The sequence below is a fragment of the Actinotalea alkalitolerans genome (genome assembly GCF_023369855.1).
Lineage (GTDB): Bacteria > Actinomycetota > Actinomycetes > Actinomycetales > Cellulomonadaceae > Actinotalea.
Map to the genome: position 1 here is coordinate 176,912 of NZ_JAMBPP010000003.1, position 26,929 is coordinate 203,840.

The 26,929-nt window shown below is 72.5% G+C and carries 23 protein-coding genes; all 23 read right to left on the bottom strand.

The window, feature by feature from the left end:
- Positions 1–11 precede the first annotated feature (11 nt).
- The 23 genes from rplS to ileS all read right to left on the bottom strand — a co-directional run bounded on the left by rplS (position 12) and on the right by ileS (position 26,923).
- Positions 12–371: a 50S ribosomal protein L19 gene (gene rplS / locus M1R94_RS04380; RefSeq protein ID WP_249380444.1), complete on the bottom strand. Its 360-nt coding sequence runs from the start codon at positions 369–371 to the stop codon at positions 12–14.
- Between the two features lie 154 nt (positions 372–525).
- Positions 526–1,356, bottom strand: coding sequence for a tRNA (guanosine(37)-N1)-methyltransferase TrmD (trmD, locus tag M1R94_RS04385; RefSeq protein WP_249380445.1), 831 nt, complete (start codon positions 1,354–1,356; stop codon positions 526–528).
- Between the two features lies 1 nt (position 1,357).
- A complete protein-coding gene (gene rimM, locus M1R94_RS04390; RefSeq protein WP_249380446.1) occupies positions 1,358–1,951 on the bottom strand; it encodes a ribosome maturation factor RimM in 594 nt (197 codons plus the stop codon).
- A 133-nt stretch (positions 1,952–2,084) separates the two neighbouring features.
- Positions 2,085–2,324 (bottom strand): RNA-binding protein, encoded by a 240-nt coding sequence (locus tag M1R94_RS04395; protein ID WP_249380447.1) that lies wholly within the window; start codon positions 2,322–2,324, stop codon positions 2,085–2,087.
- Positions 2,324–2,788 (bottom strand): 30S ribosomal protein S16, encoded by a 465-nt coding sequence (rpsP, locus tag M1R94_RS04400; protein ID WP_249380610.1) that lies wholly within the window; start codon positions 2,786–2,788, stop codon positions 2,324–2,326. Before rpsP ends, M1R94_RS04395 begins: the two co-directional genes overlap by 1 nt.
- A 194-nt stretch (positions 2,789–2,982) precedes the next feature.
- A complete protein-coding gene (locus M1R94_RS04405) occupies positions 2,983–4,368 on the bottom strand; it encodes an MFS transporter (RefSeq protein WP_249380448.1) in 1,386 nt (461 codons plus the stop codon).
- Positions 4,361–5,515 (bottom strand): amidohydrolase family protein, encoded by a 1,155-nt coding sequence (locus tag M1R94_RS04410; RefSeq protein ID WP_249380449.1) that lies wholly within the window; start codon positions 5,513–5,515, stop codon positions 4,361–4,363. Before M1R94_RS04410 ends, M1R94_RS04405 begins: the two co-directional genes overlap by 8 nt.
- Before the next feature lie 46 nt (positions 5,516–5,561).
- Positions 5,562–7,178, bottom strand: a complete 1,617-nt coding sequence (gene ffh, locus M1R94_RS04415) for a signal recognition particle protein (RefSeq protein WP_249380450.1) — start codon at positions 7,176–7,178, stop codon at positions 5,562–5,564.
- Positions 7,179–7,232: 54 nt separating this feature from the next.
- A complete protein-coding gene (locus M1R94_RS04420; RefSeq protein ID WP_249380451.1) occupies positions 7,233–9,017 on the bottom strand; it encodes a [protein-PII] uridylyltransferase in 1,785 nt (594 codons plus the stop codon).
- Positions 9,018–9,045: 28 nt separating this feature from the next.
- Positions 9,046–9,384: a P-II family nitrogen regulator gene (locus M1R94_RS04425; RefSeq protein ID WP_249380452.1), complete on the bottom strand. Its 339-nt coding sequence runs from the start codon at positions 9,382–9,384 to the stop codon at positions 9,046–9,048.
- Positions 9,381–10,661, bottom strand: a complete 1,281-nt coding sequence (locus M1R94_RS04430) for an ammonium transporter (protein WP_249380453.1) — start codon at positions 10,659–10,661, stop codon at positions 9,381–9,383. The genes M1R94_RS04425 and M1R94_RS04430 overlap by 4 nt, the downstream gene beginning before the upstream one ends.
- Positions 10,662–10,798: 137 nt before the next feature.
- Positions 10,799–11,974 (bottom strand): signal recognition particle-docking protein FtsY, encoded by a 1,176-nt coding sequence (gene ftsY, locus M1R94_RS04435; protein ID WP_249380454.1) that lies wholly within the window; start codon positions 11,972–11,974, stop codon positions 10,799–10,801.
- A 94-nt stretch (positions 11,975–12,068) separates the two neighbouring features.
- Positions 12,069–12,485: a hypothetical protein gene (locus M1R94_RS04440; protein ID WP_249380455.1), complete on the bottom strand. Its 417-nt coding sequence runs from the start codon at positions 12,483–12,485 to the stop codon at positions 12,069–12,071.
- 96 nt (positions 12,486–12,581) lie between these two features.
- Positions 12,582–16,205 (bottom strand): chromosome segregation protein SMC, encoded by a 3,624-nt coding sequence (gene smc / locus M1R94_RS04445; protein WP_249380456.1) that lies wholly within the window; start codon positions 16,203–16,205, stop codon positions 12,582–12,584.
- Between the two features lie 79 nt (positions 16,206–16,284).
- Positions 16,285–16,719, bottom strand: a complete 435-nt coding sequence (gene ndk / locus M1R94_RS04450; protein ID WP_249380457.1) for a nucleoside-diphosphate kinase — start codon at positions 16,717–16,719, stop codon at positions 16,285–16,287.
- A 5-nt stretch (positions 16,720–16,724) separates the two neighbouring features.
- Complete coding sequence (locus tag M1R94_RS04455) at positions 16,725–17,153, bottom strand: DUF4233 domain-containing protein (RefSeq protein ID WP_249380458.1); 429 nt, start codon at positions 17,151–17,153, stop codon at positions 16,725–16,727.
- Between the two features lie 9 nt (positions 17,154–17,162).
- A complete protein-coding gene (locus M1R94_RS04460; protein WP_249380459.1) occupies positions 17,163–18,851 on the bottom strand; it encodes an MDR family MFS transporter in 1,689 nt (562 codons plus the stop codon).
- A 71-nt stretch (positions 18,852–18,922) separates the two neighbouring features.
- A complete protein-coding gene (locus tag M1R94_RS04465; protein ID WP_249380460.1) occupies positions 18,923–19,540 on the bottom strand; it encodes a TetR/AcrR family transcriptional regulator in 618 nt (205 codons plus the stop codon).
- Positions 19,541–19,587: 47 nt separating this feature from the next.
- Positions 19,588–20,304, bottom strand: a complete 717-nt coding sequence (gene dhaM, locus M1R94_RS04470; protein WP_249380461.1) for a dihydroxyacetone kinase phosphoryl donor subunit DhaM — start codon at positions 20,302–20,304, stop codon at positions 19,588–19,590.
- The gene (dhaL, locus tag M1R94_RS04475) at positions 20,301–20,942 is read right to left on the bottom strand and encodes a dihydroxyacetone kinase subunit DhaL (protein WP_249380462.1); all 642 of its coding nucleotides are present in this window, start codon (positions 20,940–20,942) and stop codon (positions 20,301–20,303) included. The genes dhaM and dhaL overlap by 4 nt, the downstream gene beginning before the upstream one ends.
- Before the next feature lie 108 nt (positions 20,943–21,050).
- A complete protein-coding gene (gene dhaK, locus M1R94_RS04480; RefSeq protein ID WP_249380463.1) occupies positions 21,051–22,046 on the bottom strand; it encodes a dihydroxyacetone kinase subunit DhaK in 996 nt (331 codons plus the stop codon).
- A gap of 177 nt (positions 22,047–22,223) precedes the next feature.
- Complete coding sequence (locus M1R94_RS04485) at positions 22,224–23,603, bottom strand: bifunctional folylpolyglutamate synthase/dihydrofolate synthase (protein ID WP_249380464.1); 1,380 nt, start codon at positions 23,601–23,603, stop codon at positions 22,224–22,226.
- The gene (ileS, locus tag M1R94_RS04490) at positions 23,600–26,923 is read right to left on the bottom strand and encodes an isoleucine--tRNA ligase (RefSeq protein ID WP_249380465.1); all 3,324 of its coding nucleotides are present in this window, start codon (positions 26,921–26,923) and stop codon (positions 23,600–23,602) included. The genes M1R94_RS04485 and ileS overlap by 4 nt, the downstream gene beginning before the upstream one ends.
- Between the last annotated feature and the right edge of the window lie 6 nt (positions 26,924–26,929).

Consider the following 26,929-nt stretch of genomic DNA (forward strand, 5'->3'; position numbering starts at 1 on the left):
CTGAGCAGCGCCTACCTGGGAGCAGGCGTCTCGCGCTTCTCCTTGATCTTGGCCTTCTTGCCGCGCAGCTTGCGCAGGTAGTAGAGCTTCGCGCGCCGCACGTCACCACGGGTGACGACCTCGACCGAGTCGAGGGTCGGGGAGTGCACCGGGAAGGTCCGCTCGACACCGACCCCGAAGCTGATCTTGCGGATGGTGAAGGTCTCGCGGACCCCACCACCCTGACGGGCGATCACGACGCCCTGGAACGCCTGGACACGCGAGCGCGTGCCCTCGACGACCTTGACGTTGACCTTGAGCGTGTCGCCCGGGCGGAAGTCCGGGATGTCGGAGCGCAGCGAGGCTGCGTCGACCGAGTCGAGAATGTGCATGAGTGTCACTTCCCCGCCCTGCCACAGGTCAGGCGCGAATGTCACGGGCAGCAAGCCGCCACGTCCGGTTCGGGACTGGTGCGTCCGTCGTACTCACAGAGCGGCCGTGACCGTCTCCCCTGTGGCAGAGACGCAGCCGACACACACCAGAGGGTCAGTCTGCCACAGCAGGACGCACCGGCACGACCTCGTCCGCTGCGGGCTCGGGGACGACGCCCTCGCCGATGACCCGCCACCCGCACGACTCGAGCGTCGCGCGGTCGTGCGCGTCGAGGTCCCCCGGGCCCAACCTGCGCAGCAGGTCGGGCCGCCGCTCGGCGGTGCGCCGCAGTGCCTGGTCACGCCGCCAGCGGGCGATGCGGGCGTGATGACCCGACACCAGGACCTCGGGAACGGAGCGCTCCCTCCACACCGGGGGGCGGGTGTACACCGGGTACTCGAGCAGCCCGGCCACGCCGTGCGACTCCTCGACCAGGGACTCCGGGTTGCCCACGACCCCGGGCAGCAGCCGGGCGACCGCCTCGACGACCACGAGGGCGGCCACCTCTCCCCCGTTCAGCACGTAGTCGCCCAGCGAGAGCTCGGTGACCCGCACCCCCCGCGCCCGGTACTCCTCGGCGACCCGGGCGTCGATGCCCTCGTACCGTCCGCAGGCGATCATGAGTCGAGGCACCTGCGCCAGCCGTTCGGCGGTGCGCTGGTCGAAGCGCTCCCCTGACGGCGTGGGGACGATCAGCTCGGTCCCTGCGGGCGGCCCGGACCCGAGGACCTCGTCCAGGGCCTGACCCCACACGTCGGGCCGCATGACCATGCCGGCTCCACCGCCCAGCGGGCTGTCGTCCACGGTCCGGTGCCGGTCGGTGGCCCACGTCCGCAGGTCGTGGACCCGCAGGTCCAGGAGCCCTGTCGCGCGCGCCTTGCCGACCAGCGACAGGTCGAGCGGGGCGAGGTACTCGGGGAAGATCGTGACGACGTCGATCCGCACGTCAGACCTCGTCCCCTGCCGACGGTGCCGGCGGGACGGGCTCGTCACCGGGGAGGTCGTCGAGGACGGACTCGGGCTCGTCGTCGACCAGACCGTCCGCGGCGAGCAGGCCGTGCGGCGCGTCGATCACCACCCGGCCTCCCGGGACGTCCACGACCGGCACGATCGCGCGGACGAAGGGCACCAGCGTGCGCTCGCCGCCGTGCTCTCGGAGCACCAGGGCGTCCTGGGCGGGCAGGTGCTCGAGCCCCACCACCTCGCCCAGCGGCGTGCCGTCCGGGCGCTCGGCCCGCAGACCCGCCAGCTCGTAGGGGTACCAGGCGTCCTCCTCGTCCGAGCTCTCCACCTCGACGACCAGGTCGACGCCGCGCAGCGCCTCGGCCTGGGTCCGGTCACGGGCCTCCTCGAAGGTGACCAGCCAGCGCCCGTTCTGGTCGCGAACCCGGGCGACGGTCAGCGGACCGGCGGTGGGCGGGTCGGTGGTCAGGACCACGCCGACCACGAACCTGTCCCGCGGCACGTCGGTGCGGACCTCGAGGGCGACCTCACCCCGCAGGCCGTGGGCGCGACCGATCCTGGCGACCGTGAGCTGCATGACTCCACCTTCGTGACGAACGGGGGGCGTGGGCCGGGACGGCCACGCCCGCGAGGAGTGCACCACCGGGCACGGACGAGGCCCGGTCCCCAGGCTAGGGGACCGGGCCTCGTCCGGTCTGGCGTGCTGGTGCTCAGCGGCGGTCGACGTCCACGACGTCGACCCGCACGGCACCATCGGTCGACAGCGCACCGACGACGGTGCGCAGGGCGCGGGCTGTGCGCCCGCTGCGACCGATCACCCGGCCGAGGTCCTCGGGGTGCACCCGGACCTCGAGGAGCTCCCCGCGACGCAACGACCGTGCACTCACCTGGACGTCGTCCGGGTGGTCGACGATCCCGCGGACGAGGTGCTCCAGCGCGTCGGCGAGCATCAGGCCTGCTCGTCCGTGGTGGGCGCCTCGGCGTCCTCGGCGGGGGCCTTCGCGGCCTCCTTGGCGGCAGCCTTGTCGGCAGCAGCCTTGTCCTCGGCGGCCTTGGCCTTGACCTTCTCGGCAGCGTCGGACGCCGCCGCGACGGCGGCCGCGGCGTCGGCCTCGGTGCCCTTGCTCTTGGTCCGCAGGGTGCCCTCGGTGCCGGGCAGACCCTTGAACTTCTGCCAGTCACCGGTGATCTTGAGCAGCACGAGCACCTGCTCGCTCGGCTGTGCGCCGACGCTCAGCCAGTGCTGCGCCCGCTCGGAGGAGATCTCGATGAACGAGGGCTCCTCGGTGGGGTGGTACTTGCCGATCTCCTCGATGACACGGCCGTCACGCTTGGTGCGTGAGTCCGCGACGACGACGCGGTAGTACGGCGCCCGGATCTTGCCGAGACGCTTCAGACGGATCTTGACGGCCACAGTGGTGGTCTCTCCTGGTTCTGCTGGGATGGTCACCGCACGCCGACCTGTGGGGTAGGTGGTGCGTGGTGGACCGAGGGACACGGTTGCGTGCGGCTAGAGGGTCCGACGCACCGGGTACAGCGGGCCATTCTGCCAGACCGATCGGCGATCCGTCGCACCCGCCCTCCTACGGGTCCCCCGGCCCGGCGGGCTCAGTCCTCGAGCGTCCGACCGCGCAGCTCGGGCAGGGCGAGCGCGGCGAGGGCTGCGAGCACGAAGGCTGCCGCGAAGACGCCGAAGGTCAGGCGGTTGCCCCCCAGGATCAGCATCGGCGGGACGGCGAGCGGGGCCAGGATCGAGGCAAGCCGACCGAAGCCCGCCGCCCAGCCCGACCCGGTCCCGCGCAACGCCGTCGGGTAGATCTCCGGGGTGACCGCGTAGAGGGCCCCCCACGCCCCCAGGTTGAAGAACGAGAGCATCATCCCCGCCGCCAGCACCGCCGTGGTCCCGCCGGCCACACCGAACAACCCTGCGGAGACCGCCGAGCCGACCAGGAACGTCGCCAGGGTCGCTCGCCGGCCCCACACCTCGATCAGGACTGCTGCGACCGCGTAGCCCGGCAGCTGCGCCAGGGTGATGAGCAGCGTGTAGCCGAAGGACTGCACGAGCGTGAAGCCCGAGGCGACCAGGATCGAGGGGAGCCAGACGAACGCCCCGTAGTAGCCGAAGTTCACGAAGAACCACACGACCCAGGCCGCGGCCGTGCGCCGACGCAGCCCCCGTGCCCACAGCGCCGCCGGTCCTCGAGCGGCGGCCTGCCTCGGCCGCGATCCCTCGACCGGCGGGACGGACTCCACGGACGGGTCCCGGACCGATGCGACGGGAAGCTCCGGGGCAGGTACCCCGGCCGATACCTCGAACCGGCGCACCGCCGCCTCTGCCTCCTCCTGCCGACCCACGCCCTCCAGGAAGCGGACCGACTCGGGCAGCCCCCGACGGACGACGATCGCGTAGAGGGCAGGGACCGCACCGATCAGCAGCGCCCAGCGCCACCCGTCGTCGTCGAGCGGGATGACCAGGTAGCCGATCACCGCAGCCATGACCCAGCCGACCGCCCAGAACGCCTCGAGGACCACCACGACCCTGCCCCGGATCCGCGCCGGCGCGAACTCGCTCACGAGGGTCGAGGCGACCGGCAGCTCGGCACCCAGTCCGAGGCCGACGACGAAGCGCAGCACCATCAGCGAGGCCACCGACCACGCGAGCGCCGAGGCACCGGTGGCCAACCCGTAGACCAGCAGCGTGAGCGCGAAGACCTGCCGTCGTCCGATCCGGTCTGCCAGCAGGCCGCCGAGGCTCGCACCCAGTGCCATGCCGATGAACCCGATCGAGGCGATCCATGACACCTCGGTCGCGCCCAGGTCCCACTGCACGCGCAGGGCGACGATCACGAACGAGATCAGACCCACGTCCATCGCGTCGAGGGCCCAACCGACCCCGGAGCCGACCAGGAGTCGGCGGTGCTGGCCGGTGAACGGGAGCCGGTCGAGCCGCTCGGGCCGGGTGGGCGTGACCGCCGCGACGGCCTCGTCACCCACCTCGGACCACGTCGCCGCGCAGCACGACCGCCCGTGGCGTCGCGAGCACCGCGATGTCCTCACGCGGGTCCTGCGGGTAGAGCACCAGGTCCGCGCTCGCCCCCTCCTCCAGTCCGGGCACACCGAGGTAGGCACGTGCCTGCCAGCTCGCCGCTGCCACGACGTCCCGCGCACGCACACCGGCACGCACCATCTCGGCCGCCTCGTCGGGCAGCCGGCCGTGGGCGATCGTCCCGCCCGCGTCGGTCCCCACGAGCAGCGGCACCCCGGCCTCGTGGAGGTCGCGGACGTGCTGGTAGCGACGCGCGTGCAGGTGGCGCATCCGGGCAGCGAACACGGGATAGCGGCCGGCCTGCTCGGCGATCGCCTCGAACTGGGCGACCTGGAGCAGGGTCGGCACCACGGGGATCCCCCGTCGGGCGACCTCGTCGATCATCTCCGGGGTGAGGCCGGTCCCGTGCTCGAGGCAGTCCACCCCGGCAGCCAGCAGCCCGGGCAGGGCCTCGGTCGAGAAGGTGTGGGCGGTGACCCTGGCCCCCTCGTCATGAGCGGCGCGCACCGCCTCGGCCAGGACGTCGTCGGGCCACAGCGGACGCAGGTCGCCCTGCGACCCGAGGTCGCGGTCGATCCAGTCGGCGACGATCTTGACCCACCCGTCCCCGCGGCGCGCCTCCTGCACGACGGCCTCGGGGAGCTCACCGACGTCCTCGAGCTCCCTGCCGTAGTGCCGCAGGTATCGCTTGGGGCGGGCCAGGTGCTGCCCGGCCCGGAGCACGCGTGGCAGGTCGGGACGTTCGTCGACCCACCGGGTGTCGGCCGGGGACCCGGCGTCGCGCACCAGCAGCGTCCCGGCATCGCGGTCGGTGCTGGCCTGCTGCTCGGCCGTGGCGTGGTCGACGGGCCCCTGGGCCCCGAGCCCGATGTGGCAGTGCACGTCGACCAGCCCCGGGAGCGCCCAGCCGTCCAGGGTCAGGACGTCCGCGGAGCGCCGGCCCGTGGGTGGGGTGAACGTGACCCGCCCACCGACCACCCACAGCTGGTCCACCTCACGCTCCGCATCGAGCACGATGCGACCGCGTACGTGCAGCGTGGTGCGGCCCGGATCGGCCTGCCTGTGGACAGCATCGGGGGTCGTGAGGTCCTGCATGATCACCGCCGGGGGTCGTGCCGAGCCGGACGCAGCGCGTCCGGAGTCAGCGGCCGAGGAACTTCTCCATGCCGGGAGGCAGCTCGAGGGCTGCCGGGTCCACCTCGGCGGGCGGTGGGGCACCGAGCCCGAAGGCCGACCCCGCCGGCGCGGCCGGGCCCTGGCCCGCTGCCCGCATCGCGGCCTCACGCTCCTGCTGGGCCCGCTTGGCCGGGTTGCCCGACTTGCCGGCCCTGGCCGCCTTCTTCTGCGGGGCGGAGCGCCCCCGGGACTTCTTTCCTCCCATGCCGGGCAGCGCACCCATGCCGGGCATCCCGGGCATGCCGCCCGACCGGGCCATCTGGCGCATCATCTTCTGCGCAGCGGTGAAGCGCTCGAGCAGCTGGTTGACGTCTGTCGCGGTGGTGCCCGACCCCCGCGCGATGCGCGCGCGGCGCGAGCCGTTGATGATCTTCGGGGTCTGGCGCTCGGCCGGGGTCATCGACCGGACGATGGCCTCGATCCGGTCGACCTCACGCTCGTCGAAGTTGTCGATCGCCTCGCGCATCTGACCCATGCCCGGGAGCATCCCGAGCATCTTCTTCATCGAACCCATCTGCTTCAGGCCCTGCATCTGGGTCAGGAAGTCCTCGAGGGTGAAGTCCTCGCCGCTCGCCAGCTTCCCGGCCATCGCGTCGGCCTGGTCGGCGTCGAAGGCCTTCTCGGCCTGCTCGATCAGCGAGAGCACGTCCCCCATGTCCAGGATGCGTGAGGCCATCCGGTCGGGGTAGAAGGGCTCGAAGTCGGTGAGCTTCTCACCGGTCGAGGCGAACATGATCGGCCTGCCCGTGACGCTCGCGACCGAGAGGGCCGCGCCACCGCGTGCGTCTCCGTCGAGCTTGGACAGCACCACCCCGGTGAACCCGACACCGTCGGCGAAGGCCTGGGCCGTGACCACGGCGTCCTGGCCGATCATCGCGTCGATGACGAAGAGGATCTCGTCGGGCTGCACGGCGTCGCGGATGTCCGCCGCCTGCTGCATCATCTCTGCATCGACGCCCAGACGTCCCGCGGTGTCGACGATCAGGACGTCGTGCTGGCGGGTGTGCGCCGCCGCCAGGCCGTCCCGGGCCACCGCCACCGGGTCGGCCGAGCCGGGCACGACGACGGCGCCCTCGGCGCTCTCCTGGGCACCGGGGTGCGGGGCGAACACCGGCACCCCCGCACGCTCGCCGACGACCTGGAGCTGGGTGACCGCGTTGGGGCGCTGCAGGTCGGCGGCGACCAGCAGGGGTGTGTGGCCCTTCTCGCGCAGGTGCAGCGCCAGCTTTCCCGCCAGGGTCGTCTTGCCGGCACCCTGGAGGCCCGCGAGCAGGATCACGGTCGGCGGGTTCTTGGCGAAGACCAGCGGCCGCTGCTCGCCACCGAGCACGGACACCAGCTCGTCGTTGACGATCTTGACGACCTGCTGGGCGGGGTTGAGCGCCCCCGAGACCTCGACGGACAGCGCCCGCTCGCGCACCTTGCCGGTGAAGGTCCTCACGACGGGCACCGCGACGTCGGCGTCGAGCAGCGCACGCCGGATCTCGCGGACGGTCGCGTCGATGTCCGCCTCGGAGAGCCGGCCCTTGCTGCGGAGGTTCTTGAAGGTCGATGTCAGACGGTCGGACAGCGTGGCGAACACAGGAGCAACCTCACCAGACGCTCGGGATGTGGGAGGTCCCAGGGTACCTGCAGGTCAGCCGACGCTCCCCAGGTGAGCCCTGGCACGCTCCGTCAGGTCGTCGACCAGCCGTGCCCGCCATGGTGTCCACGTCGCGGGCCCCGCAGCGGAGGCGTCGGCCTCGGTCAGCGCCCGCAGGACGTCGAGCAGGTCACGCCGGTGCTCGAGGGCCTCGCACAGCTCGGCGACGGTCGCCGGGTCGTCCGGGTCGCGGGACGTCGCGAGCATCGCCAGGGTCAGGTGGTGGCGGACCAGCAGGGCGACGTCGCGGCCGTCTGCCGGCTCGAAGCCCATCCGGTCCATCATCGGCGGGACCAGCTCGGCGCCTTCCACGCTGTGGTCGGTCGAGCCCGCCCGCTTGCCGATGTCGTGCAGCAGCGCGGAGACCAGCAGCAGGTCGCTGCGCTCGACACCACGGCGGGTCCGGGCGGCGCGTGATGCCGTCTCGACCAGGTGCCGGTCGACCGTGTGCCGGTGGATCGGTGAGCGCTGCGGCCGGTTCCGCACCGCGGCCCACTCGGGGATCCACCGGGTCACCACGCCCGCCAGGTCCAGGGTCTCCCACACGGGGATCTGAGCCGCGCCGGTGCCGAGCAGGTGCAGCAGGTTCGCACGGGCGGCCGACGGCCACGGGTCGGGCAGGTCAGGCGTGCGGGACAGGCTCTCGACCATCACCGGGGACAGCGGCAGACCCAGGCGGGCCGACGCCGCCGCGGCCCGCAGTGCCAGCAGAGGGTCCTCCTCGGGCCGGACCCCGGCGGCCAGCACCAGCTCGCCGTCGTGCTCGACGATGCCCTCGCCGACCGAGCGCAGACGGGGCGCCATCCGACGCCCACGGACCAGCACCGGCCGGCGCAGCGAGGGACGAGCCAGGGCCTGGCGGGCATGGCGCACCGTGGTGTCCAACGCGTGCGCGATGGTCCGCGCCGCGTCGGCGAGCCCCGCGAGCAGGTCGTCGGCGTCCCCCGCACCCACCAGGGCAGCGACCTCGTCCTGGTCGGCCCGTAGCAGGCGGTTGGTCGGACGACGGGTCGTGACGTGGAGCGCGTCGCGCACGTCGAGCAGGTGCGCGTAGGCGTCGTCGACCGCCCCGTGCGGCCGGTCGGTCAGCCAGGTCGCGGCCAGCGCGAACACGACCACCGCGTCACGGATGCCCCCGCGGGCCTCCTTGAGGTCCGGCTCGACCAGGTACGCGAGCTCACCGCTGCGCTCGGCGCGGGTCCTGGTCGTGGCCAGGAGCTCGGGCAGACGCCGGCGCGCCGCCGACCGCCAGTCCTCGAGCAGAGCGGTCCGGGCGCGGTGGATCACGGTGCGGTCACCGCCCACGTGACGCAGGTCCAGCAGCCCGACCGCAGCCGGGAGATCGGCCGAGGCCACCTGCCGGCACTGGGCCAGCGACCGCACGGAGTGGTCCAGGTCGAGCCCGGCGTCCCAGATCGGGTACCAGAGCCGCTCGGCGACCGTCGCGACCACCTCGCGGCTGTGGGTGCGCCCGTCGTGGACCAGGAGAAGGTCGAGGTCGCTCGCGGGCGCGGCGTCGGCCCGGCCGAGGCTCCCCACCGCACCCAGGGCGATGCCTGCGGGGTCGTGGTCACGCATCACCTCGTCCCACAGCTCGGCGAGCCGGGTGCTGACGAGCTGCGCGACCGCGGCCCGGCGCACCGCCCCCTCGGCCTCGGGGCCGGTCATGCGCGCGGCGAGGTCCAGCCGGTCGGCCTTGAGGCCCCGCACCCCCATGCGGGGATGCGGGGCCTCGAGGTCCGGGCCGTCGACCGCCGCGTCGTGCGGTCGATCCTGCATCGGTCCTACCCCCTGCTCTCAGGTCGCGCTAGAGAGCGTCGACGCCGTGCTCGCCGGTGCGCACCCGCGCCACGTCGTCCACGGGAACCGTCCAGACCTTGCCGTCGCCGATCTTGCCGGTCTGGGCGGCCGCCACGATCACCTCGGTCACGCTCGCGGCGTCCTCGCTCGCCACGAGCACCTCGATCCGGACCTTGGGGATCAGGTCCACGGTGTACTCCGCACCGCGGTAGACCTCGGTGTGCCCGCGCTGCCGGCCGTAGCCGCTCGCCTCGCTCACCGTCATGCCGCGCACCCCTGCGGCCTCGAGGGCCGACTTCACGTCGTCCAGCCGGTGCGGCTGGATCACTCCGGTGACCAGCTTCATGCCTTCACCTCCGTCGTCTTGCGGGCCCCACCGAGGGACTCGTAGGCAGCTTCACCGTGCACGGCCAGGTCGATCCCGCCCACCTCGGCGTCGTCGCTCACCCGCCAGCCCATTGTGGCCTTGAGAGCAAGGCCGATGATCAGGGTGACCACACCCGAGATGAGGATGGCGACCGCCGCGATGATGATCTGGACGACCGTGAGGTTGAACCCTCCGCCGTAGAACAGACCGCCGTCGGTGGCGAGGAACCCGATCATGATGGTCCCGACCAGGCCACCCACGAGGTGGACACCGACGACGTCGAGCGAGTCGTCGTAGCCGAACTTGAACTTCAGGCCCACCGCCAGGGCGCAGAGCGCACCGGCGACCAGGCCGAGGAGGATCGCCCCGACCGGGCTGAGCGAGCCAGCAGCCGGCGTGACGGCCACGAGTCCCGCGACGATGCCCGAGGCGGCACCCAGGGAGGTGGCGTGACCGTCGCGGATCTTCTCCGTGATGAGCCAGCCGATGATGGCAGCCGAGGCTGCCGTGGAGGTGTTCACCCAGGCCAGACCTGCGACACCGTCCGCGCCGTAGGCCGAACCGGCGTTGAAGCCGAACCAGCCGAACCAGAGCAGGGCCGCCCCGAGCATGACGAAGGGGAGGTTGTGCGGGCGCATCGGCTCGCGGCCGAAGCCCTTGCGCTTGCCGATGATCAGGACCAGCACCAGCGCCGCGACACCGGCGTTGATGTGCACGACCGTGCCACCGGCGAAGTCGACCGGCTCGGCGATACCGGCGAACGGACCGTCACCGCTCAGCAGGCCGCCGCCCCAGACCATGTGCGCCATCGGGAAGAAGGCGAAGGTGACCCACAGGACCGCGAAGACCAGCCAGGTGCTGAACTTCACACGCTCGGCCAGCGCACCGCTGATCAGGGCGACCGTGATGATCGCGAAGGTCGCCTGGAAGCCGACGTCGACGATCAGCGGGAGACCGTCGGAGATGATCGCCTCGCCCGACTCGTCGAAGACGCCACCACCGCCCAGCCCGAACTGCTCGAACGGGTTGGCGAACAGCCCGCCGACGCTCTCGTTGCCGTAGGACATCGACCAGCCCCACAGGACGTAGACGATGCCGACGACGCCCATCGCACCGAAGGACATCATCATCATGTTCAGCACGGCCTTGCCGCGCACCATCCCGCCGTAGAACAACGCCAGTCCCGGCGTCATGAGCAGCACGAGCGATGCTGAGACCAGCATCCACGCCGTGAGGCCCGAGTCCAACTCAGCCATAGAGATCGCCTCTCCCTCCGCCAGCCGGTCGGCTGGGTCGGGACCACTCTGGAGGAGGGCTGTTTCGCCGCCGCACCCCGACAGTTACAGGGTGGTGACGAAGCGGCGTCGCGTGTGAACAGCGTGTTTCGCCGGGCTCAGCCTCCCAGCAGGCCCTCGACGAAGGACTCGGGCTCGAACGGCGCGAGGTCGTCCACGCCCTCCCCCAGGCCGACGAGCTTGACCGGCACTCCCAGCTCGCGCTGGACGGCGATCACGATGCCACCCTTCGCCGTCCCGTCGAGCTTGGTCAGCACGATGCCGGTCACCCCGGCCACCTCCGCGAAGACCCTCGCCTGGTTCAGACCGTTCTGCCCCGTGGTCGCGTCGAGCACCAGGAGCACCTCGGCGATCGGCGCGGAGCGCGAGAGCACCCGGCTGATCTTGCCGAGCTCGTCCATCAGGCCTGCCTTGTTCTGCAGACGGCCCGCGGTGTCGACCAGCACCACGTCGACCCCGTCCTGCTGGCCCCGGCGGACCGCGTCGAAGGCCACCGCAGCCGGGTCGGCCCCGTCCCGGTCCGAACGGACGGTCGGTACGCCGACGCGGGCACCCCAGGTCTGGAGCTGGTCGGCCGCCGCGGCGCGGAAGGTGTCGGCCGCACCGAGCACCACCGTCCGTCCCTCGGCGACCAGCACCCGGGCCAGCTTCCCCACCGTGGTGGTCTTGCCGGTGCCGTTGACACCCACGACCAGCACGACCGCCGGGTGGGTGCCGGGCTCGCCGTCAGCGCCCACGACCAGCAGCGGCTCGGTCCGCAGCGACCGGTCCAGGGACGGGTCGACCTGAGCCAGCAGCTCCGTGCGCAGGAGGTCGCGCACCGCGGCGGGCTCACGCACCCCCAGGACACGCACCCGCTCACGCAGCCCGTCGACCAGCTCGGTCGTGGGCCCCGCACCGACATCGGCCAGGAGCAGGGTCTCCTCGATCTCGTCCCAGTCGTCCTCGGTGAGGTGATCGCGCGAGAGCACGGCGAGCAGCCTGCTGCCCAACGGCGAGCCCGACCGGGCGAGCCGCTCGCGCAGCCGGGTCATCCGCCCCGCCACGGGTTCGGGGGTGTCCAGCGTCGGTGCGGGCGGACCGGCGTCCTGGACCGGCGGCTCGAGGGTGTCGACCGCACTCCCGGCCGTGTCGTCGGCCCGGGTCGCCGGGGGGGTCTCAGGCGCCGAGGGGGTCGACGAGCGGCCACGGCGGGACCGCAGACCCACGTAGCCGAGGCCGACCAGGGCCAGTGCGGGCAGTCCGAACAGGAGGAGGTCAGTGAGCTCGTTCACGCGTGCAGTCTCTCATCGGCGTGGGTCCGCGCCCGTCGGCGCGGGTCGGGCAACGGCGGGCTGCTCGTGGGGACCTCGACGATCCTGGTGCGGCTCAGCGACGGGTGAAGTGCTGCACGCCCCGCACCGCACGGTGCGTGGCTCGGGAGAGCGTCCGGCTGAGCTCCTCGGCGTCGAGGTAGGCGGGGCCGTCGGTGCTGCCGATGGTGAAGATCTCGTCGACCGAGGCCTCGCGCGGGCCGGGGACCTCGCTGAGCACGCCACGGAACGCAGCCGCCGCGCCTCGGGCCGGGAGCACCGCACCGTCCGGTCGCGCGAGGTCGTCACCGGGCGCCTCGGCAGGGCCCTCGGGAGAACCCGCCGTCGCTGCTGCGCCGCGCCGTCGACCCGACCGCAGGTCCGCGAGGAGCTGCGAGAACCCGCTCTGGGTCCCCCCCGCGACGCTCGCCACCACGAGCACCGCCGCCGAGCCGAGGAGTGCCAGGACGATCCAGCCGAGAACGGGTGCCATGCCTCCAGTATCGGCAGCCCCGGGGCGAGACACGCGCGACTCGGACGACCCCGGCACGATCGCCACACGATCTCCACACCCTGCCCGGGAGTGCGGTCAGGCGGTGGCGTCCTGGTGCATGCGCTGACTGATCACGGTGGTCACCCCGTCGCCGCGCATGGTGACGCCGTACAGCGCGTCAGCGATCTCCATGGTGCGCTTCTGGTGGGTGACCACGATCAGCTGGCTGTCCTCCTGGAGCTCGGTGAAGATCTCCAGGAGCCGACCGAGGTTGGTGTCGTCCAGAGCGGCCTCGACCTCGTCCATGACGTAGAAGGGGCTCGGTCGGGCCTTGAAGATCGCCACCAGGAGGGCGACCGCCGTGAGCGAGCGCTCGCCGCCCGAGAGCAGCGAGAGCCGCTTGACCTTCTTGCCGGCCGGCCGCGCCTCGACCTCGATCCCGGTGGTGAGCATGTCACCCGGGTCGGTCAGCACGAGCCGTCCCTCACCGCCCGGGAACAGCCGGCCGAAGACCCGCTCGAACTGGACCTCGGTATCGCGGTACGCCTCGGTGAAGACCTGCTCGACCCGCTCGTCGATGTCCTTGACGATCTGCAGCAGGTCCGCACGTGACTTCTTGAGATCAGCCAGCTGGGTGGTGAGGAAGGTGTGACGTTCCTCGAGTGCGGCGAACTCCTCGAGCGCCAGGGGGTTGACCCGTCCGAGCAGGGCCAGCGCGCGCTCGGCCGACCGGAGCCTCTTCTCCTGCTCGGCCCGCACGTACGGGACCGTGCGAGGGGCAGGGTCCTGCTCCGTCTCCTGCACCTGGGTGACGGGATCTCCACCCGCTGCCGGGCCTGACGGCGGTTCCCCGGTCACCGGGACCGGCTGATCGGGACCGAACTCTGCCACCAGGACCTGCGGGTCCATCCCCAGGTCCTCGACGGCTCGCGTCTGGAGCTGCTCGACCCGGAGCATCTGCTGAGCCCGAGCGACCTCGTCGCGGTGCGCCACGTCGGTCAGCTGGGTCAGCTCGGCCGTCCAGCGCTCGACCTCCCTGCGGACCGCGACCAGGGCGGCGTCACGCTCGGTACGGGCCTGCTCGGCCGCCTCGCGCTGCTCCGTCGCCGCCCGCAGCGAGCCTTCGAGCACGGTGAGCGCAGCCTCGGCCCCCGTCAGCACCGCCTGCGCGCGTCGCGCCTGGACCGCACGCTGCCGCTCGCGCTCCGCGGCCCGCTCACGGGCCTGGCGCTCTGCCGCGGCGGCCCGCTCGAGGGACTGCGCCCGGCCGGCAAGTGCCCGTGCGCGCTCCTCGCTGGTCCGCAGCGTCAGGCGCGCCTCGGTCTCGCGGGCCCGCGCTGCCGAGGCGTCACGAGCGGCGTCGTCCCGCGCCTGGGCAGCCGCCGCGATCTGGTCGTCGGACTCTGCCGGGTCGGCCTCGGCATGGGCGAGACGCGCAGCCAGCTCGGTCAGCTCGGACTGGTCGGAGGTCAGGCGCTCATGGGCAGCGGTCAGCGTGACGGCAGCGCGCTCGGCCTCTGCCCGCGCCGCCCTGGCCGCAGAACCCAGGTGTCCGAGCTGCTCCGCGACTGCCGCGAGAGCGGCGTCGGACTCGTGCAACCTCTCCAAGGTGCTCTCGTGGCGCTCGCGCGCCTCGGCCTCGACGCGCTGGGCAGCCGAGAGCTCGAAGCGGGTCCGCTCGCCGCGGGCGACCGCCTCGTCGTGCCGGGTGCGCGCCTCGTCCAGCGCACCCTGGAGCTCCAGGACGCTCGGAGCGCTCGCCGACCCCCCCGAGGCGGCACGCACCCCCAGCAGGTCACCGGCACGGGTGACGGCGGTCAGATCAGGACGCGCCGTCACCACCGCGCGCGCTCGGGCCAGGTCGTCCACCACGACGATCCCGGCGAGCAGCCCGGTGATCGCACCGCGCACCGAGGCCGGCGACCGGACCAGGTCGGCCGCGGCGACCGCCCCGTCCGGCAGGTCCCTCACCGTGGTGGTCGCGGGCGCGTCGTCGGGTCCCGCCGAGCCGATGACCAGGCTCGCCCGGCCGGCGTCCTGCGCGCGCAGCCACCGCAGCGCGTCCACCGCCGCCTCGACGGACTCCATCGCGACCGCGTCAGCGGCTGCTCCCAGGGCCGCGGTCAGTGCGTCCTCGTAGCCGGTCTCGACACCGAGCAGCGCAGCCACGGATCCCAGCGTCCCCGGCAGGTCATCAGCGGCCAGCAGCGCGCCTGCGCCGTCCTTGCGGACCAGGCTCATCTCGAGCGCCTCGACCCGCGCCACCCACCCCGCGCGGTCGCGCTCGGCCACCTGCTCGTCCTGACGCAGACCGACCAGCGCCTGCGTCGCGGCCTCGAGAGCCTCGACGGCGGCCTCGTGCTCGGCGTCGAGCCCTTCCTCGCCCTTCTCGACCCCGGCGACCTGCGACTCGAGGGCGGCGAACTCGACCCCCGCCTCATGGCCTCGGCGCTCGGCGGCGGACAGACCCTCCTCGAGCCGACCGATCTCCGCCTCGGTCGCCTCGAGCCGGCTGCGCTTGGCGGCCACCTGCCCGGCCAGCCGGGCCAGGCCCTCGCGACGGTCGGCGACCGCCCGCTGGAGCGCGGCGAGGTGCCGCTCGGTCGTCTGCGCCTGCTCCTCGAGCTGGTGGCGCTGGGCGGTCGCGGCCTCGACGGCCGCCCGCGCGAGGTCCACCTCCGAGCCGAGCTCGGCCTCGGCCGCGCGAGCCCGCTGGGCCTGCGCCTCGAGGTCGTCCGGGTCACGACCAGCCGCGACCGGCTCGCTCGCCGACGAGCCGAGGAGACGCAGCCGCTCCCCCGCGAGCGTGGCCGTGCCGCGCAGCCGTTCCCGGGCCGAGGACAGCCGGTACCAGACCTCGCTCGCCTCCGAGAGCTCGGGGGCGGCCGCTGCCGCAGCCGTCTCGAGCGCCGACAGCCGGGTCCGCGCGGCGCCCAGCTCGGCCTCGACCTCGTCGCGCCGTGCGCGCAGCGCGGTCTCGTCGGCCATCTCCTGCTCGAGGGTCGCGGTGAGCTGGGCGAGGTCGTCGGCCAGCAGTCGCGCGCGAGCGTCACGCAGGTCGGTCTGGACGGTCTGCGCGCGACGGGCCACCTCGGCCTGGCGACCCAGGGGGCCGAGCTGGCGCCTGATCTCGCTGGTCAGGTCGGTCAACCGGGTCAGGTTCGCCTGCATCGCGTCGAGCTTGCGCAGCGCCTTGTCCTTGCGCTTGCGGTGCTTGAGGACCCCCGCGGCCTCCTCGATGAAGCCGCGCCGCTCCTCCGGTGTGGCGCGCAGCACCGCGTCGAGCTGGCCCTGCCCCACGATGACGTGCATCTCGCGCCCGAGACCCGAGTCCGAGAGCAGGTCCTGGATGTCCAGCAGTCGGCAGGGCGAGCCGTTGATCGCGTACTCCGACCCCCCGCTGCGGAACAGCGTCCGCGAGATGGTCACCTCGGTGTAGTCGATCGGCAACGCACCGTCGGTGTTGTCGATCGTGAGACTGACCTCGGCACGGCCCAGCGGCGGGCGGCCCGAGGTGCCCGCGAAGATGACGTCCTCCATCTTGCCGCCCCGCAGCGACTTGGCCCCCTGCTCGCCCATCACCCACGCCAGGGCGTCCACGACGTTGGACTTCCCCGAGCCGTTGGGTCCCACGACGCAGGTCACCCCGGGCTCGAAGCTCAAGGTCGTCGCCGAGGCGAAGGACTTGAACCCGCGCAGGGTCAGCGTCTTGAGGTGCACAGGGTGAGCCTAGGAGGTCGTGGGGGCCGGAGCGTCCACGACGGGACGTCCGCGCGGGTCGCGGCCCGGCGTCGGGGCGTCAGACCAGTCCGGGGAACCACAGGGCGATCTCACGGGCGGCGGACTCGGGCGAGTCCGACCCGTGGACCAGGTTCTGCGTGACCGCCAGGCCCCAGTCACGGCCGAGGTCGCCACGGACGGTCCCGGGCGCCGCGGTCGTGGGGTCGGTGGTGCCGGCCAGCACACGGAAGCCCTCGATGACACGGTGCCCCTCGGCCACGACGGCGAGCAGCGGCCCCGAGCCCATGAACTCCAGCAGCGGGCCGTAGAAGGGCTTGCCCTCGTGCTCGGCGTAGTGGGCGCCCAGGAGCGCGTCGTCCGCCTGGCGCAGCTCGACAGCCACCAGGGTGTAGCCCTTCGCCTCGATCCGGCGGAGCACCTCCCCGGACAGGCCGCGGCGCACGCCGTCCGGCTTGACGAGGACCAGGGTGCGTTCGATCGAGGAGGTCGTCATGCCGGTCAGCCTAACGGCGCGCCGGCCTCGCGCTCGCGCCGCTCGCGGTCGATGCGCCCACCCAGACGCAGCGCGACCACCCACATCGCCACGAAGATGCCGCCGACGACGAACATCATGGGCACCGCCAGCCCCGTGGCCAGGACCGCCACCTGCAGGACCGATCCGGCCACGTAACCCGCAGGCCACCGCAGCATGCCGGCCACCAGGACGAGGGAGAGCGCGAGCGCGCCGCCGACCGCCCACACCACACCGGTCGGGGCCAGGCGCAGGCCGAAGGCGACCAGTGCCGCGAAGAAGACCACGAAGGCCTCCAGGACGAGGATCGTCGCGGCGAACTGGTGGCGGGCCGACCGCTTGCGCCGTGGGACCGCCGACGGGTCGTGCCCCGCCAGGCCCTGGGGGTCGGCGGAACCGTCGGCAGGGGTGGTCATCGGCCCAGGCTACCGGCGCCCGGCGGACCCGCCGCCGCCCGACGGCGCCTCGCCCACCGTGACCCCCTCCGGCTCGCCCGACGTCGTCGCGGACGGGACCACGGCCGGGGAGGGCACCGCGAGCGCCTCGCCGCGGGCGACCATCCCGGCGACGTCGGAGAGCGCGACCTCGCGCAGGAAGAGAGTCAGCACGAAACCCACCGCGACCACCGGGACCAGGTACCAGAAGGCAGGGGCGAGCGAGTCGGCGAACGCGTCGACGATGCCCTGGCGCAGCGGGTCGGGCAGGGCCTGGACCCCTGCCGGGGTCAGCGAGGACGCGCCGCCCGCGCCCTCCTGCGCCCCGGGGACACCGGCGAAGACCGGTTCGAGCCGCTCGGTGAGCCTGCCCGTGAAGATGGTGCTGAACAGCGCCACGCCGACGGCGGCCCCGATCTCGCGGAAGAAGTTGTTCGCGCTGGTCGCGGTGCCGATCTCGCTCGGGTCCACCGAGTTCTGGACCGCCAGGACGATGGTCTGCATCACCAGACCCAGACCGGCACCCAGGACGAAGATCATCGCGCCGAAGAGCAGCATCGAGGTGTCACCGGTCAACCGGGTGAGCCACACCAGACCGAGTGTCGCGACAGCCATCCCGGCGATCGGGTACGCGCGGTAGCGACCCGTGCGGACGATCGCGAGACCCGAGGCGATCGAGGTGCCCATGACCCCGATCATCATCGGCAGCATGAGGAACCCGGACTGGGTCACCCCGGCACCCGTGGCCATCTGGAGGAAGGTCGGCAGGAAGGTCAGCGCGGCGAACATGCCCATGCCGATGATGAGGCCGACCGAGGTCGCGATCGCGAAGGTGCGGTTGCGGAACAGGTGCAGGGGCAGCAGCGGTTCCGGGGCCCGCTGCTCGACCCGGACGAAGGCCACGGCCGAGACGAGCGTGACGAGCACCAGGGCGACCAGACGCGGGTCGGTCCAGTCGTACCCGCGTTCGCTCCCGCTGAAGCTCTCCCAGCTGGTCGTCAGCACCAGGCCCGAGGTGGCCACCACCATCAGGAGGATGCCCGCGACGTCGACCGGGCGACCCGAGCGGTGGCTGGGCAGGCGCAGGGCGAACCAGGCGACCACGAAGGCGGTGACCCCGATCGGGACGTTGATCCAGAACGCCCACCTCCAGGTCAGGTGGTCGGTGAACAGACCGCCCAGGAGCGGCCCGATCACCGCGGCGACGCCGAACACGGCGCCCATCGGCCCCATGTACTTGCCTCGCTCCTTGGCCGGGACGATGTCGGCGATGATCGCCTGCGACAGGATGATCAGCCCGCCACCCCCGAGCCCCTGCACCGCGCGCCAGGCGACGAGCGCCTCGAAGGTCTGGGCCAGCGCCGCCCCGACCGAGGACAGGGTGAACAGGGAGATCGCCACGAGGAACGGGTAGCGACGACCCCAGAGGTCACCGAACTTGCCGTAGAGCGGCATCACGATCGCGATCGCCAGGATGTAGGCCGTCATCAACCAGCCCTGGTGCTCGACACCCTGGAGCTCCCCGACGATGGTCGGCATCGCCGTGCCGAGGATGGACTGGTCGAGCGAGGACATGAACATGCTCGCCATCAGGGCGCCGAAGATCAGCCACACCGTCCGGGGGGTGAGGGTGATCAGCGGCGCGCCGTCACGCGCGGGAGCAGGGGTGGGCGAGGCCATGGTGTCCTTCGATCGGTTCTCGGGCGTCGGGGCCCGGCGAGGTGAGGCGGGAGGTCGTGGAGGGCGCGAGGTCAGTCGTCGCGCAGCAGGTTGCGCAGCTCGGTCATGACGGCGGGCACGACGTCGCGCACCTGGCCGTGCTGGCCCTCGGCCTCCCAGTGCACGAAGGCAGCCCGGGTGATCGAGAGCACCAGGAGGGTCAGCATCTCGACCCGCGCCGGGGTCTCCTGCGGGCCGAGCCGGCGGGTGACGAGCTGGGCGACGGACTCGTGGTGCTGCTCGAAGGCCGCCACCTGACGACCGAGCAGCCGGGGCTCACGTCGCGCGAGCTCCATCGCACAGGCGATCCTGCGCCCACCCATCGGCGGTCGGTCGACCAGGCCGGTGACCAGGAACTCCAGGTCCGCGCCGAGCCGACCGTTCGGCCCGCCCGCGGCGAACGTCTCGACGACTTGCGGGTCCAGCGTCCACGGAGCGACCGCCAGGACGGCGTCGTCCTTGGACTCGAAGTAGTTGAAGAACGTGCGCGTGGACACGCCGGCCTCGCTGCAGATCGCCTCGACGGTCACGGCGTCCAGGCCGTGCTCGGAGACCAGCCGGTGCGAGGCGTCGATCAGCGCCTCGCGGCACGCACGCTTCTTGCGCTCGCGCAGCCCCATGGGCTCGTTGTCGATCGAGGATTCCTGCACAAGATGTAAAGTTACGCGATCTGCATGTTTACATCAAGTGCACGTTCTCATGTCTCTCCGAAGCCGTCCTGGATCATCGCGCGCACCGTCGTCAGGGTGTCCTGGGCATCACGGCCGGTCACGACCAGCTCGAGCTCGCTCCCGCCCACGGCGCCGAGGCCCATGAGCTCGAGCACGCTCGCGGCGTCGACGCCGTTCACCGTGACCCGGGCATCGCGGTCGGCGACCGTCCGCGCCAGCAACGCCGCGGGCCGCGCGTGCAGGCCGAGCCGGTTCCCCAGCACCACCCTCTCGCGCAACGCCGGGCCCACGTCCCCCGCACCCGCCGACGCGACCTCCTCCCCGGGCGCCGGAGGTGTCGCGTGCGCGCCGGCCGACCCGGCGAACGAGCCGCCGGCGCGCACCGCGGCCCGCGCCACCGCCTCGACGTCGGCCCCCGACTGCGCCTCGACGGCCGCCGCCACCGCGCCCTCGACGAACGGGGCGTCCGGCACGCGGACACGGGCGGCCACGGCCTCGTCGAGCATCTCGAGCACCGACTCCGTGGTCAGGACCGCCGAGCCCAGGTCCGTCAGGACCACCGCCCCCGACCCGCCGGCGGTCGCCTCCTCGACGGCCGCCAGGACCAGCTCGAAGCTCGTCCCGACACCACCGTCGATGCCGCCCGCCGGGAGCAGCACCACGTCGGGGGCCATCTGCCGGGCGATCTCCGCGGTCCCCTCAGCGGCAGCCCGCGAGTGGGAGACCAGCACGAGGGCCGTCATGCCCCGTCGACCGCTGCCGTGTGCGCCGCCCTGACCAGCAGGGCGGACGAGGCCGCCCCCGGGTCGCGATGACCCGCGCTGCGCTCTCCCAGGTAGCTCGCCCGGCCCTTCGTGGCGACCATCGGGTCGGTGGCCACCGCGCCCTCCTCGGCCGCGGTCGCGGCAGCCTCGAGCACCACGACCGGATCGACCCCCTCGACGCAGGCCGCCTGCGCCGCCGCGACGGCCGGCGACCACGCGTCGACCATCGTCTTCTCCCCGGGAACGGCCTTGCCCCGCGCGACGATGCCCTCCAGACCGGCCTCGAGCATCGCCACGACGGCCCCCGCGTCGAGCTCGTCCAGCCCGGTCACCTTGGCCGCCCGGAGGTAGGCCGTGCCGTACAGGGGACCCGCAGCACCACCCACCGTCGACATCAGCGTCGTCGCAACCAGCTTGAGCACGTCACCCACCTGCGCGGGAGGCCCCTCGAGCGCGTCAAGACGCGCGACGACCGCGGTGTACCCGCGGTACAGGTTCTCACCGTGGTCGTTGTCACCGATCTGCCGGTCGAGCTCGGTCAGGTAGGCCCGGTGCTCGGTGACCAGACCCGCGGTGAGCCTCACCCACCGGACCGCCCACGCGACGTCGAGTGCCATGCTCCTCCTTCGTCGGACCGCGGGTCCCGGAGCCCCCGGGACCCTCACCCGGCAGCCTCCCACGCCCAGGTTCACCCCGTCACGGTGCCGCCCGCAGGCGGCACCGCCTCACCACCGCAGCGCGGCCGTGTGCACCGGGGCGTCCCAGAGCGCCATGAGCTCGGCGTCCAGACGCAGGACGGTCACCGACGCACCCTGCATCTCCAAGGACGTCACGTAGTTGCCGACGAGCGACCGCGCGACCATCGCGCCGCGGGCCTCGACCAGGTGCCGGGCCTTGCGGTAGACCACGTAGAGCTCGGAGAGCGGCGTCCCACCCATCCCGTTGACGAAGAGCAGCACCTGCTCGCCGCCGCCCAGACCGAGGTCGTCCAGCACGGGCGTGGTCAGCATCTCGGTGATCTCGTCCGCGGAGGCCATCGGGATCCGGCGACGTCCCGGCTCACCGTGGATCCCGATGCCGATCTCGATCTCGTCGTCGGTCAGGTCGAAGCTCGGGTTCCCCGCGTGCGGGACGATGCAGGCGGACAGCGCGACTCCCATCGACCGGACGTTGGCGTTGACCCGCTCGGCGATCGATGCGACCGACGCCAGGTCATCACCTCTGTCGGCGGCAGCCCCGGCGATCTTCTCCACCGCGACCGTGCCGGCCACCCCCCGGCGCCCAGCGGTGTAGAGCGAGTCCTGGACCGCCACGTCGTCGTTGACGATCACCGTCCGCACCTCGACGCCCTCGGCGTCAGCCAGCTCGGCGGCGGTCTCGAAGTTGAGCACGTCACCGGTGTAGTTCTTCACGATGTGCAGGACGCCGCGTCCGCTGCTCGCGGCGAGCGTCGCGGGGGCGATCGAGTCAGGCGTCGGCGAGGTGAACATCGCCCCCGGGACCGCGGCGTCGAGCATGCCCGGGCCCACGAAGCCGGCGTGGAGCGGCTCGTGCCCGCTCCCCCCGCCGCTCACCAGACCGACCTTGCCCTCGACCGGGGCGTCGGCACGCACGACGTACAAGGGGTCCCGGTGCACCGTCACCAGGTCCGCGTGGGCCCACCCGAACCCCTCGACGGACTCGTCGACGACGGTGGCCGGATCGTTGATCAGCTTCTTCACGCTGCACTTCCCTTCGCTGGCCGCACGACGCGCGGCCTCGATGCCGCGCGTCGCCGGGCGCCTGGACCGGCGAGGGCCGGGCGATGTCGCCCAGCCCCCATGGTCAGCATTGGACGGACCCGGGTGGCCGGTCAAGGGAAAGTCGTGCACCAGGGGTGCACGTCTGTGCAGGCCCGCTCAGTCGCGCCCGACCAGCATGCGCACCTCGGCGGCCATGGTCACCGAACCGGTCACCAGGACCCCCGCGCCCGTCGTCGAGCCGGTCGTCGCAGCCTCGGCGAGCTCGACCGCCCGGGCCAGCGCCTCGTCGAGCCGCTCGGCCTCGTGCACCCGGTCCTCGCCGAACACCTCGACGGCGACCTCGAAGAGCTCGGGCACCTCCATGGCCCGCGCCGAGGAGGACCGGGTAACCACGACCTCGTCGAGCAGCGGCTCGAGGCCGGACAAGATCTGCTCCGCGTCCTTGTCCTGGAGCACACCGACCACGCCGACCAGGCGCTCGAAGGTGAAGGCCTCGTTCACCCCGTCGACCAGCGCCTCGATCCCTGCGACGTTGTGCGCGGCGTCCACCAGGATCGTCGGCGAGGTCCGCACGACCTCGAGGCGGCCCGGGGAGTGCATGTCCGCGAAGGCCGGCTCGACCACCTCGCCCGCGAGGGCCCCACCGTCGCGCAGCAGCACCTCGACAGCAGTCAGGGCGAGCAACGAGTTGTGCGCCTGGTGGGCACCGTGCAACGGCAGGAACACCTCGGTGTAGAGGCCGCCGCTGCCCCGCAGCGACAGCAGCTGCCCTCCCACGGCGACCTGCCGGGACGCGACCTCGATCTCCCGCCCCTCGCGCAGCACCCGTGCACCCTGCTCTGCCGCGGCGGCCAGGACCACGCCCTCGACCTCCTCGCGCTGCTCGGCCAGGACAAGGGTGGTTCCCTCCTTGATGATCCCGGCCTTCTCCCCGGCGATGTCCACCAGGTCATGACCCAGCCACCGCTCGTGGTCCCGGGAGATCGGGGTGATGACGGCGACGTCCCCGTGCACCACGTTCGTCGCGTCCCAGGTGCCTCCCATCCCGACCTCGATCACCGCGACGTCGACCGGGGCGTCGGCGAAGGCCGCGAAGGCCATCACGGTGAGGACCTCGAAGAAGCTCATCCGCGGACCGCCGGCGGTCTGCGAGCGCTGGTCGACCATGTGCACGTACGGGGCGACGTCCTGCCACACCTCCACGAACCGCTCCGGGCTGAGCGGCTCGCCGTCGATCGCGATCCGCTCGGTCACGCTGCGCAGGTGAGGGCTGGTGTAGCGCCCGGTGCGCAGACCGTGCTCGCGCAGCAACCGCTCGATCATCCGCGCGGTCGACGTCTTGCCGTTGGTACCCGTGACATGGACCACCCGGAACGCCCGCTGGGGCTCCCCCAGCAGGTCGCAGACCTCGCGCACCCGGTCCAGGGTGGGCTCGAAGTCGTGCTCCGGTGCGCGGTCAAGGATGCCCGCGTAGACCTCGCGCAGCTGCTGCTCACCGGGCAGCTCGGGGGCTGGGCCCCGTCCGGCGCGGCTCACGGCAGCACCCCGTCGGTGAGGACCCGCTCGACCTGTGCCACGACAGCACCACCCGGTTCGCCCGGCTGGACCGCGAGCTCGACCGCGAGCGTCTCGCGGGCGATCATCCCCTCGTGGGCCTGCACGGCCACGAGCTGCTCCTCGGGCACGGTCAGGTGCACCCGGACCCGGTCCGACACCTGCAGCCCGACCGCCTTGCGCTCGTCCTGGACCACACGCACGACATCGCGCGCGAAGCCCTCGGCGAGCAGCTCGTCGTCCAGCGCGGTGTCGAGCAGGACGACACCACCGTCGCCGAGCACCGCGGCGACCTGGTCGGCGCGGCTGTCGCCGTCCTGGGCACCGGCCACCACGGTGGTCAGCTCGTACTCACCCGGCTCGAGGGGCACCGGACCGGCCGCGGTACGCACCACCACAGCATCGGCGTCGCGGTCCCAGTCCCCCGCCTTCGCGGCACGGATGACGTCCTGCACGCCACGGCCCAGCCGAGGGCCGGCCGCGCGGGCGTTGACCGAGAGCCGCGTCGTGACGCCGAGTTCGGCCGGACCCACCTCGGCCAGGTCGACCAGGGTCAGGTGCCGCACGTTGAGCTCGCTGCGGATGAGGTCGCCGTAGGGCGCGACCGCCTCGGGGTCGCGGAGCGCCACCCCCAGCTCGCGCAGCGGCTGACGGACCCGCAGCCCGTGGGCCTTGCGCAGCCCCAGAGCGGCCGAGACGATCTCCCGGACCTGCTCCATGGCGGTGACCAGACCCGCACGGGCGACCAGCACGTCGCCGTCCGCCCCGTCCACGTCGGGCCACTGGGTCAGGTGCACGCTGCGCCCCCCGGTGAGCCCGCGCCAGATCTCCTCCGAGAGCAGCGGGGCCAGCGGCGCCATCACCCGGGTCAGCACCTCGAGAGCTGTCCACAGGGTGTCGAAGGCGTCGTGGTCCTCTGCCCAGAACCGGTCTCGCTGGGTGCGCACGTACCAGTTCGTCAGCATGTCGAGGTGCTCCCGGACCGACTCGCACGCCCCCGCGACGTCGTACGCGTCGAGCTGGCCGGTGGTCGTGACCACCAGGTCCCGGGTGCGGGCCAGCAGGTAGCGGTCGAGCTCGGACAGCTCCTCGACCCTGGAGGGGTCGACCCGGCGCGCCGTGTAGCCCGACCCGCCGTCAGCCGCCCCCGCGTAGAGCGTGAAGAAGTACCACGTGCTCCACAACGGCAGCAGCACCTGGCGCACCCCGTCGCGGATGCCCTCCTCGGTGACCACGAGGTTGCCCCCGCGCATGATCGGCGAGGACATCAGGAACCAGCGCATCGCGTCCGAGCCGTCGCGCTCGAAGACCTCGTTGACGTCGGGGTAGTTGCGCAGCGACTTGCTCATCTTGCGGCCGTCCGAGCCCAGCACGATGCCGTGCGAGACCGCGGTGCGGAAGGCGGGGCGGTCGAACAGCGCGGTCGCGAGCACGTGCAGCGTGTAGAACCAGCCGCGGGTCTGCCCGACGTACTCGGTGATGAAGTCACCCGGGTAGTGGTGCTCGAACCAGTCGGCGTTCTCGAACGGGTAGTGCACCTGCGCGAAGGGCATCGAGCCCGAGTCGAACCACACGTCCAGCACGTCGGGGATGCGTCGCATCGTCGAGCGCCCCGTCGGGTCGTCAGGGTTGGGACGGGTGAGCTCGTCGATGAAGGGACGGTGCAGGTCGGTGACCGGGACGCCGAAGTCGCGCTCGAGCTCGGCCACCGAGCCGTACACGTCGGTGCGCGGGTAGGCGGGGTCGTCGCTCTCCCAGACCGGGATCGGCGTGCCCCAGTACCGGTTGCGGGAGATCGACCAGTCCCGGGCTCCGGCGAGCCACTTGCCGAACTGCCCGTGCTTGATGTGCTCGGGAACCCAGGTGATGTCCTCGTTGAGCTCGACCATGCGGTCCCGGAACTCGGTCACCCGGACGAACCAGCTCGAGACCGCCTTGTAGATCAGGGGGTTCCGGCAGCGCCAGCAGTGCGGGTAGGAGTGGTCGTAGGTCTCGTGGCGGACCACGACGGCGCGCTGGGCAGGGGCCACCCCGGCGAGCGGGCCCGTCCCCGCCTTGAGGTCGGCGATGATCGAGGGGTTGGCCTCGAAGACCTGCCGACCCGCGTAGTCGCGCACCTCGGCCGTGAAGCGGCCCTTGCTGTCCACCGGGACCACCGGGCTGATGCCCCACGTCCCGCACACCGTCATGTCGTCCTCACCGAAGGCGGGGGCCAGGTGGACCAGGCCCGTGCCGTCCTCGGTGGTGACGAAGTCGGCCGGCAGCACGCGGTGGGCCTGCGGGTGACCCTCGAAGTAGCCGAAGGGCGGGGTGTACCGCCGCCCCACGAGCTCCGCGCCCTTGATCGGCTCGCCGATCACCTGCGCCTGGTCCTGCGGGTCCTGCGCGGCGCCGAGCGCGGTGCCCAGCTCCCGCTCGTAGGAGGCCAGCCGTGACGCCGCCAGCAGCACCGTCTCCCCGGCGAGGGCCGAGCCGGGCGCCGGACGGACCCGGACGTAGTCGATGTCCGGGCCGACCGCGAGCGCGAGGTTCGAGGGCAGCGTCCACGGCGTGGTCGTCCACAGGAGCGCCAGCTCACCGGTCTCGAGCCGCACGCCGACGGTGAGCGCAGGGTCCTGGCGCATCGAGTAGACGTCGTCGTCCATCCGCAGCTCGTGGTTGGACAGCGGCGTCTCGTCGCGCCAGCAGTACGGCAGCACCCGGTAGCCCTCGTAGGCCAGGCCCTTGGAGTGCAGCTGCTGGAAGGCCCAGATGACCGACTCCATGTAGCTCAGGTCGAGGGTCTTGTAGTCGTTCTCGAAGTCGACCCAGCGGGCCTGGCGGGTCACGTACTCCCGCCACTCGCCGGTGTAGCGGAGCACCGAGTCACGACAGGTCTTGTTGAAGGCCTCGATGCCCATCTCGTCGATCTGGGACTTGTCCGTGATGCCCAGCACACGCTCGGCCTCGAGCTCGGCGGGCAGCCCGTGGGTGTCCCACCCGAACCTGCGCTCGACCCGGTCGCCGCGCTGCGTGCGGTAGCGCCCGACGATGTCCTTGGCGTAGCCGGTGAGCAGGTGGCCGTAGTGGGGCAGCCCGTTCGCGAAGGGCGGACCGTCGTAGAAGACGAACTCGCACGACCCGTCCGGACCGGCGTCGCGGTTCTCGACGGACGCCTCGAACGTGCCGTCACCGGCCCAGTAGGCCAGGACGTCCCTCTCGAGGGAGGGCAGGTCGGGTGAGGCAGGCACGCCCCCGGCAGGCGTCGCGGCGGCGGCGGGGTCGTCGGCGGACGAGGTCTGCCGGTGCAAGGGGTAGGCCATCGAGGG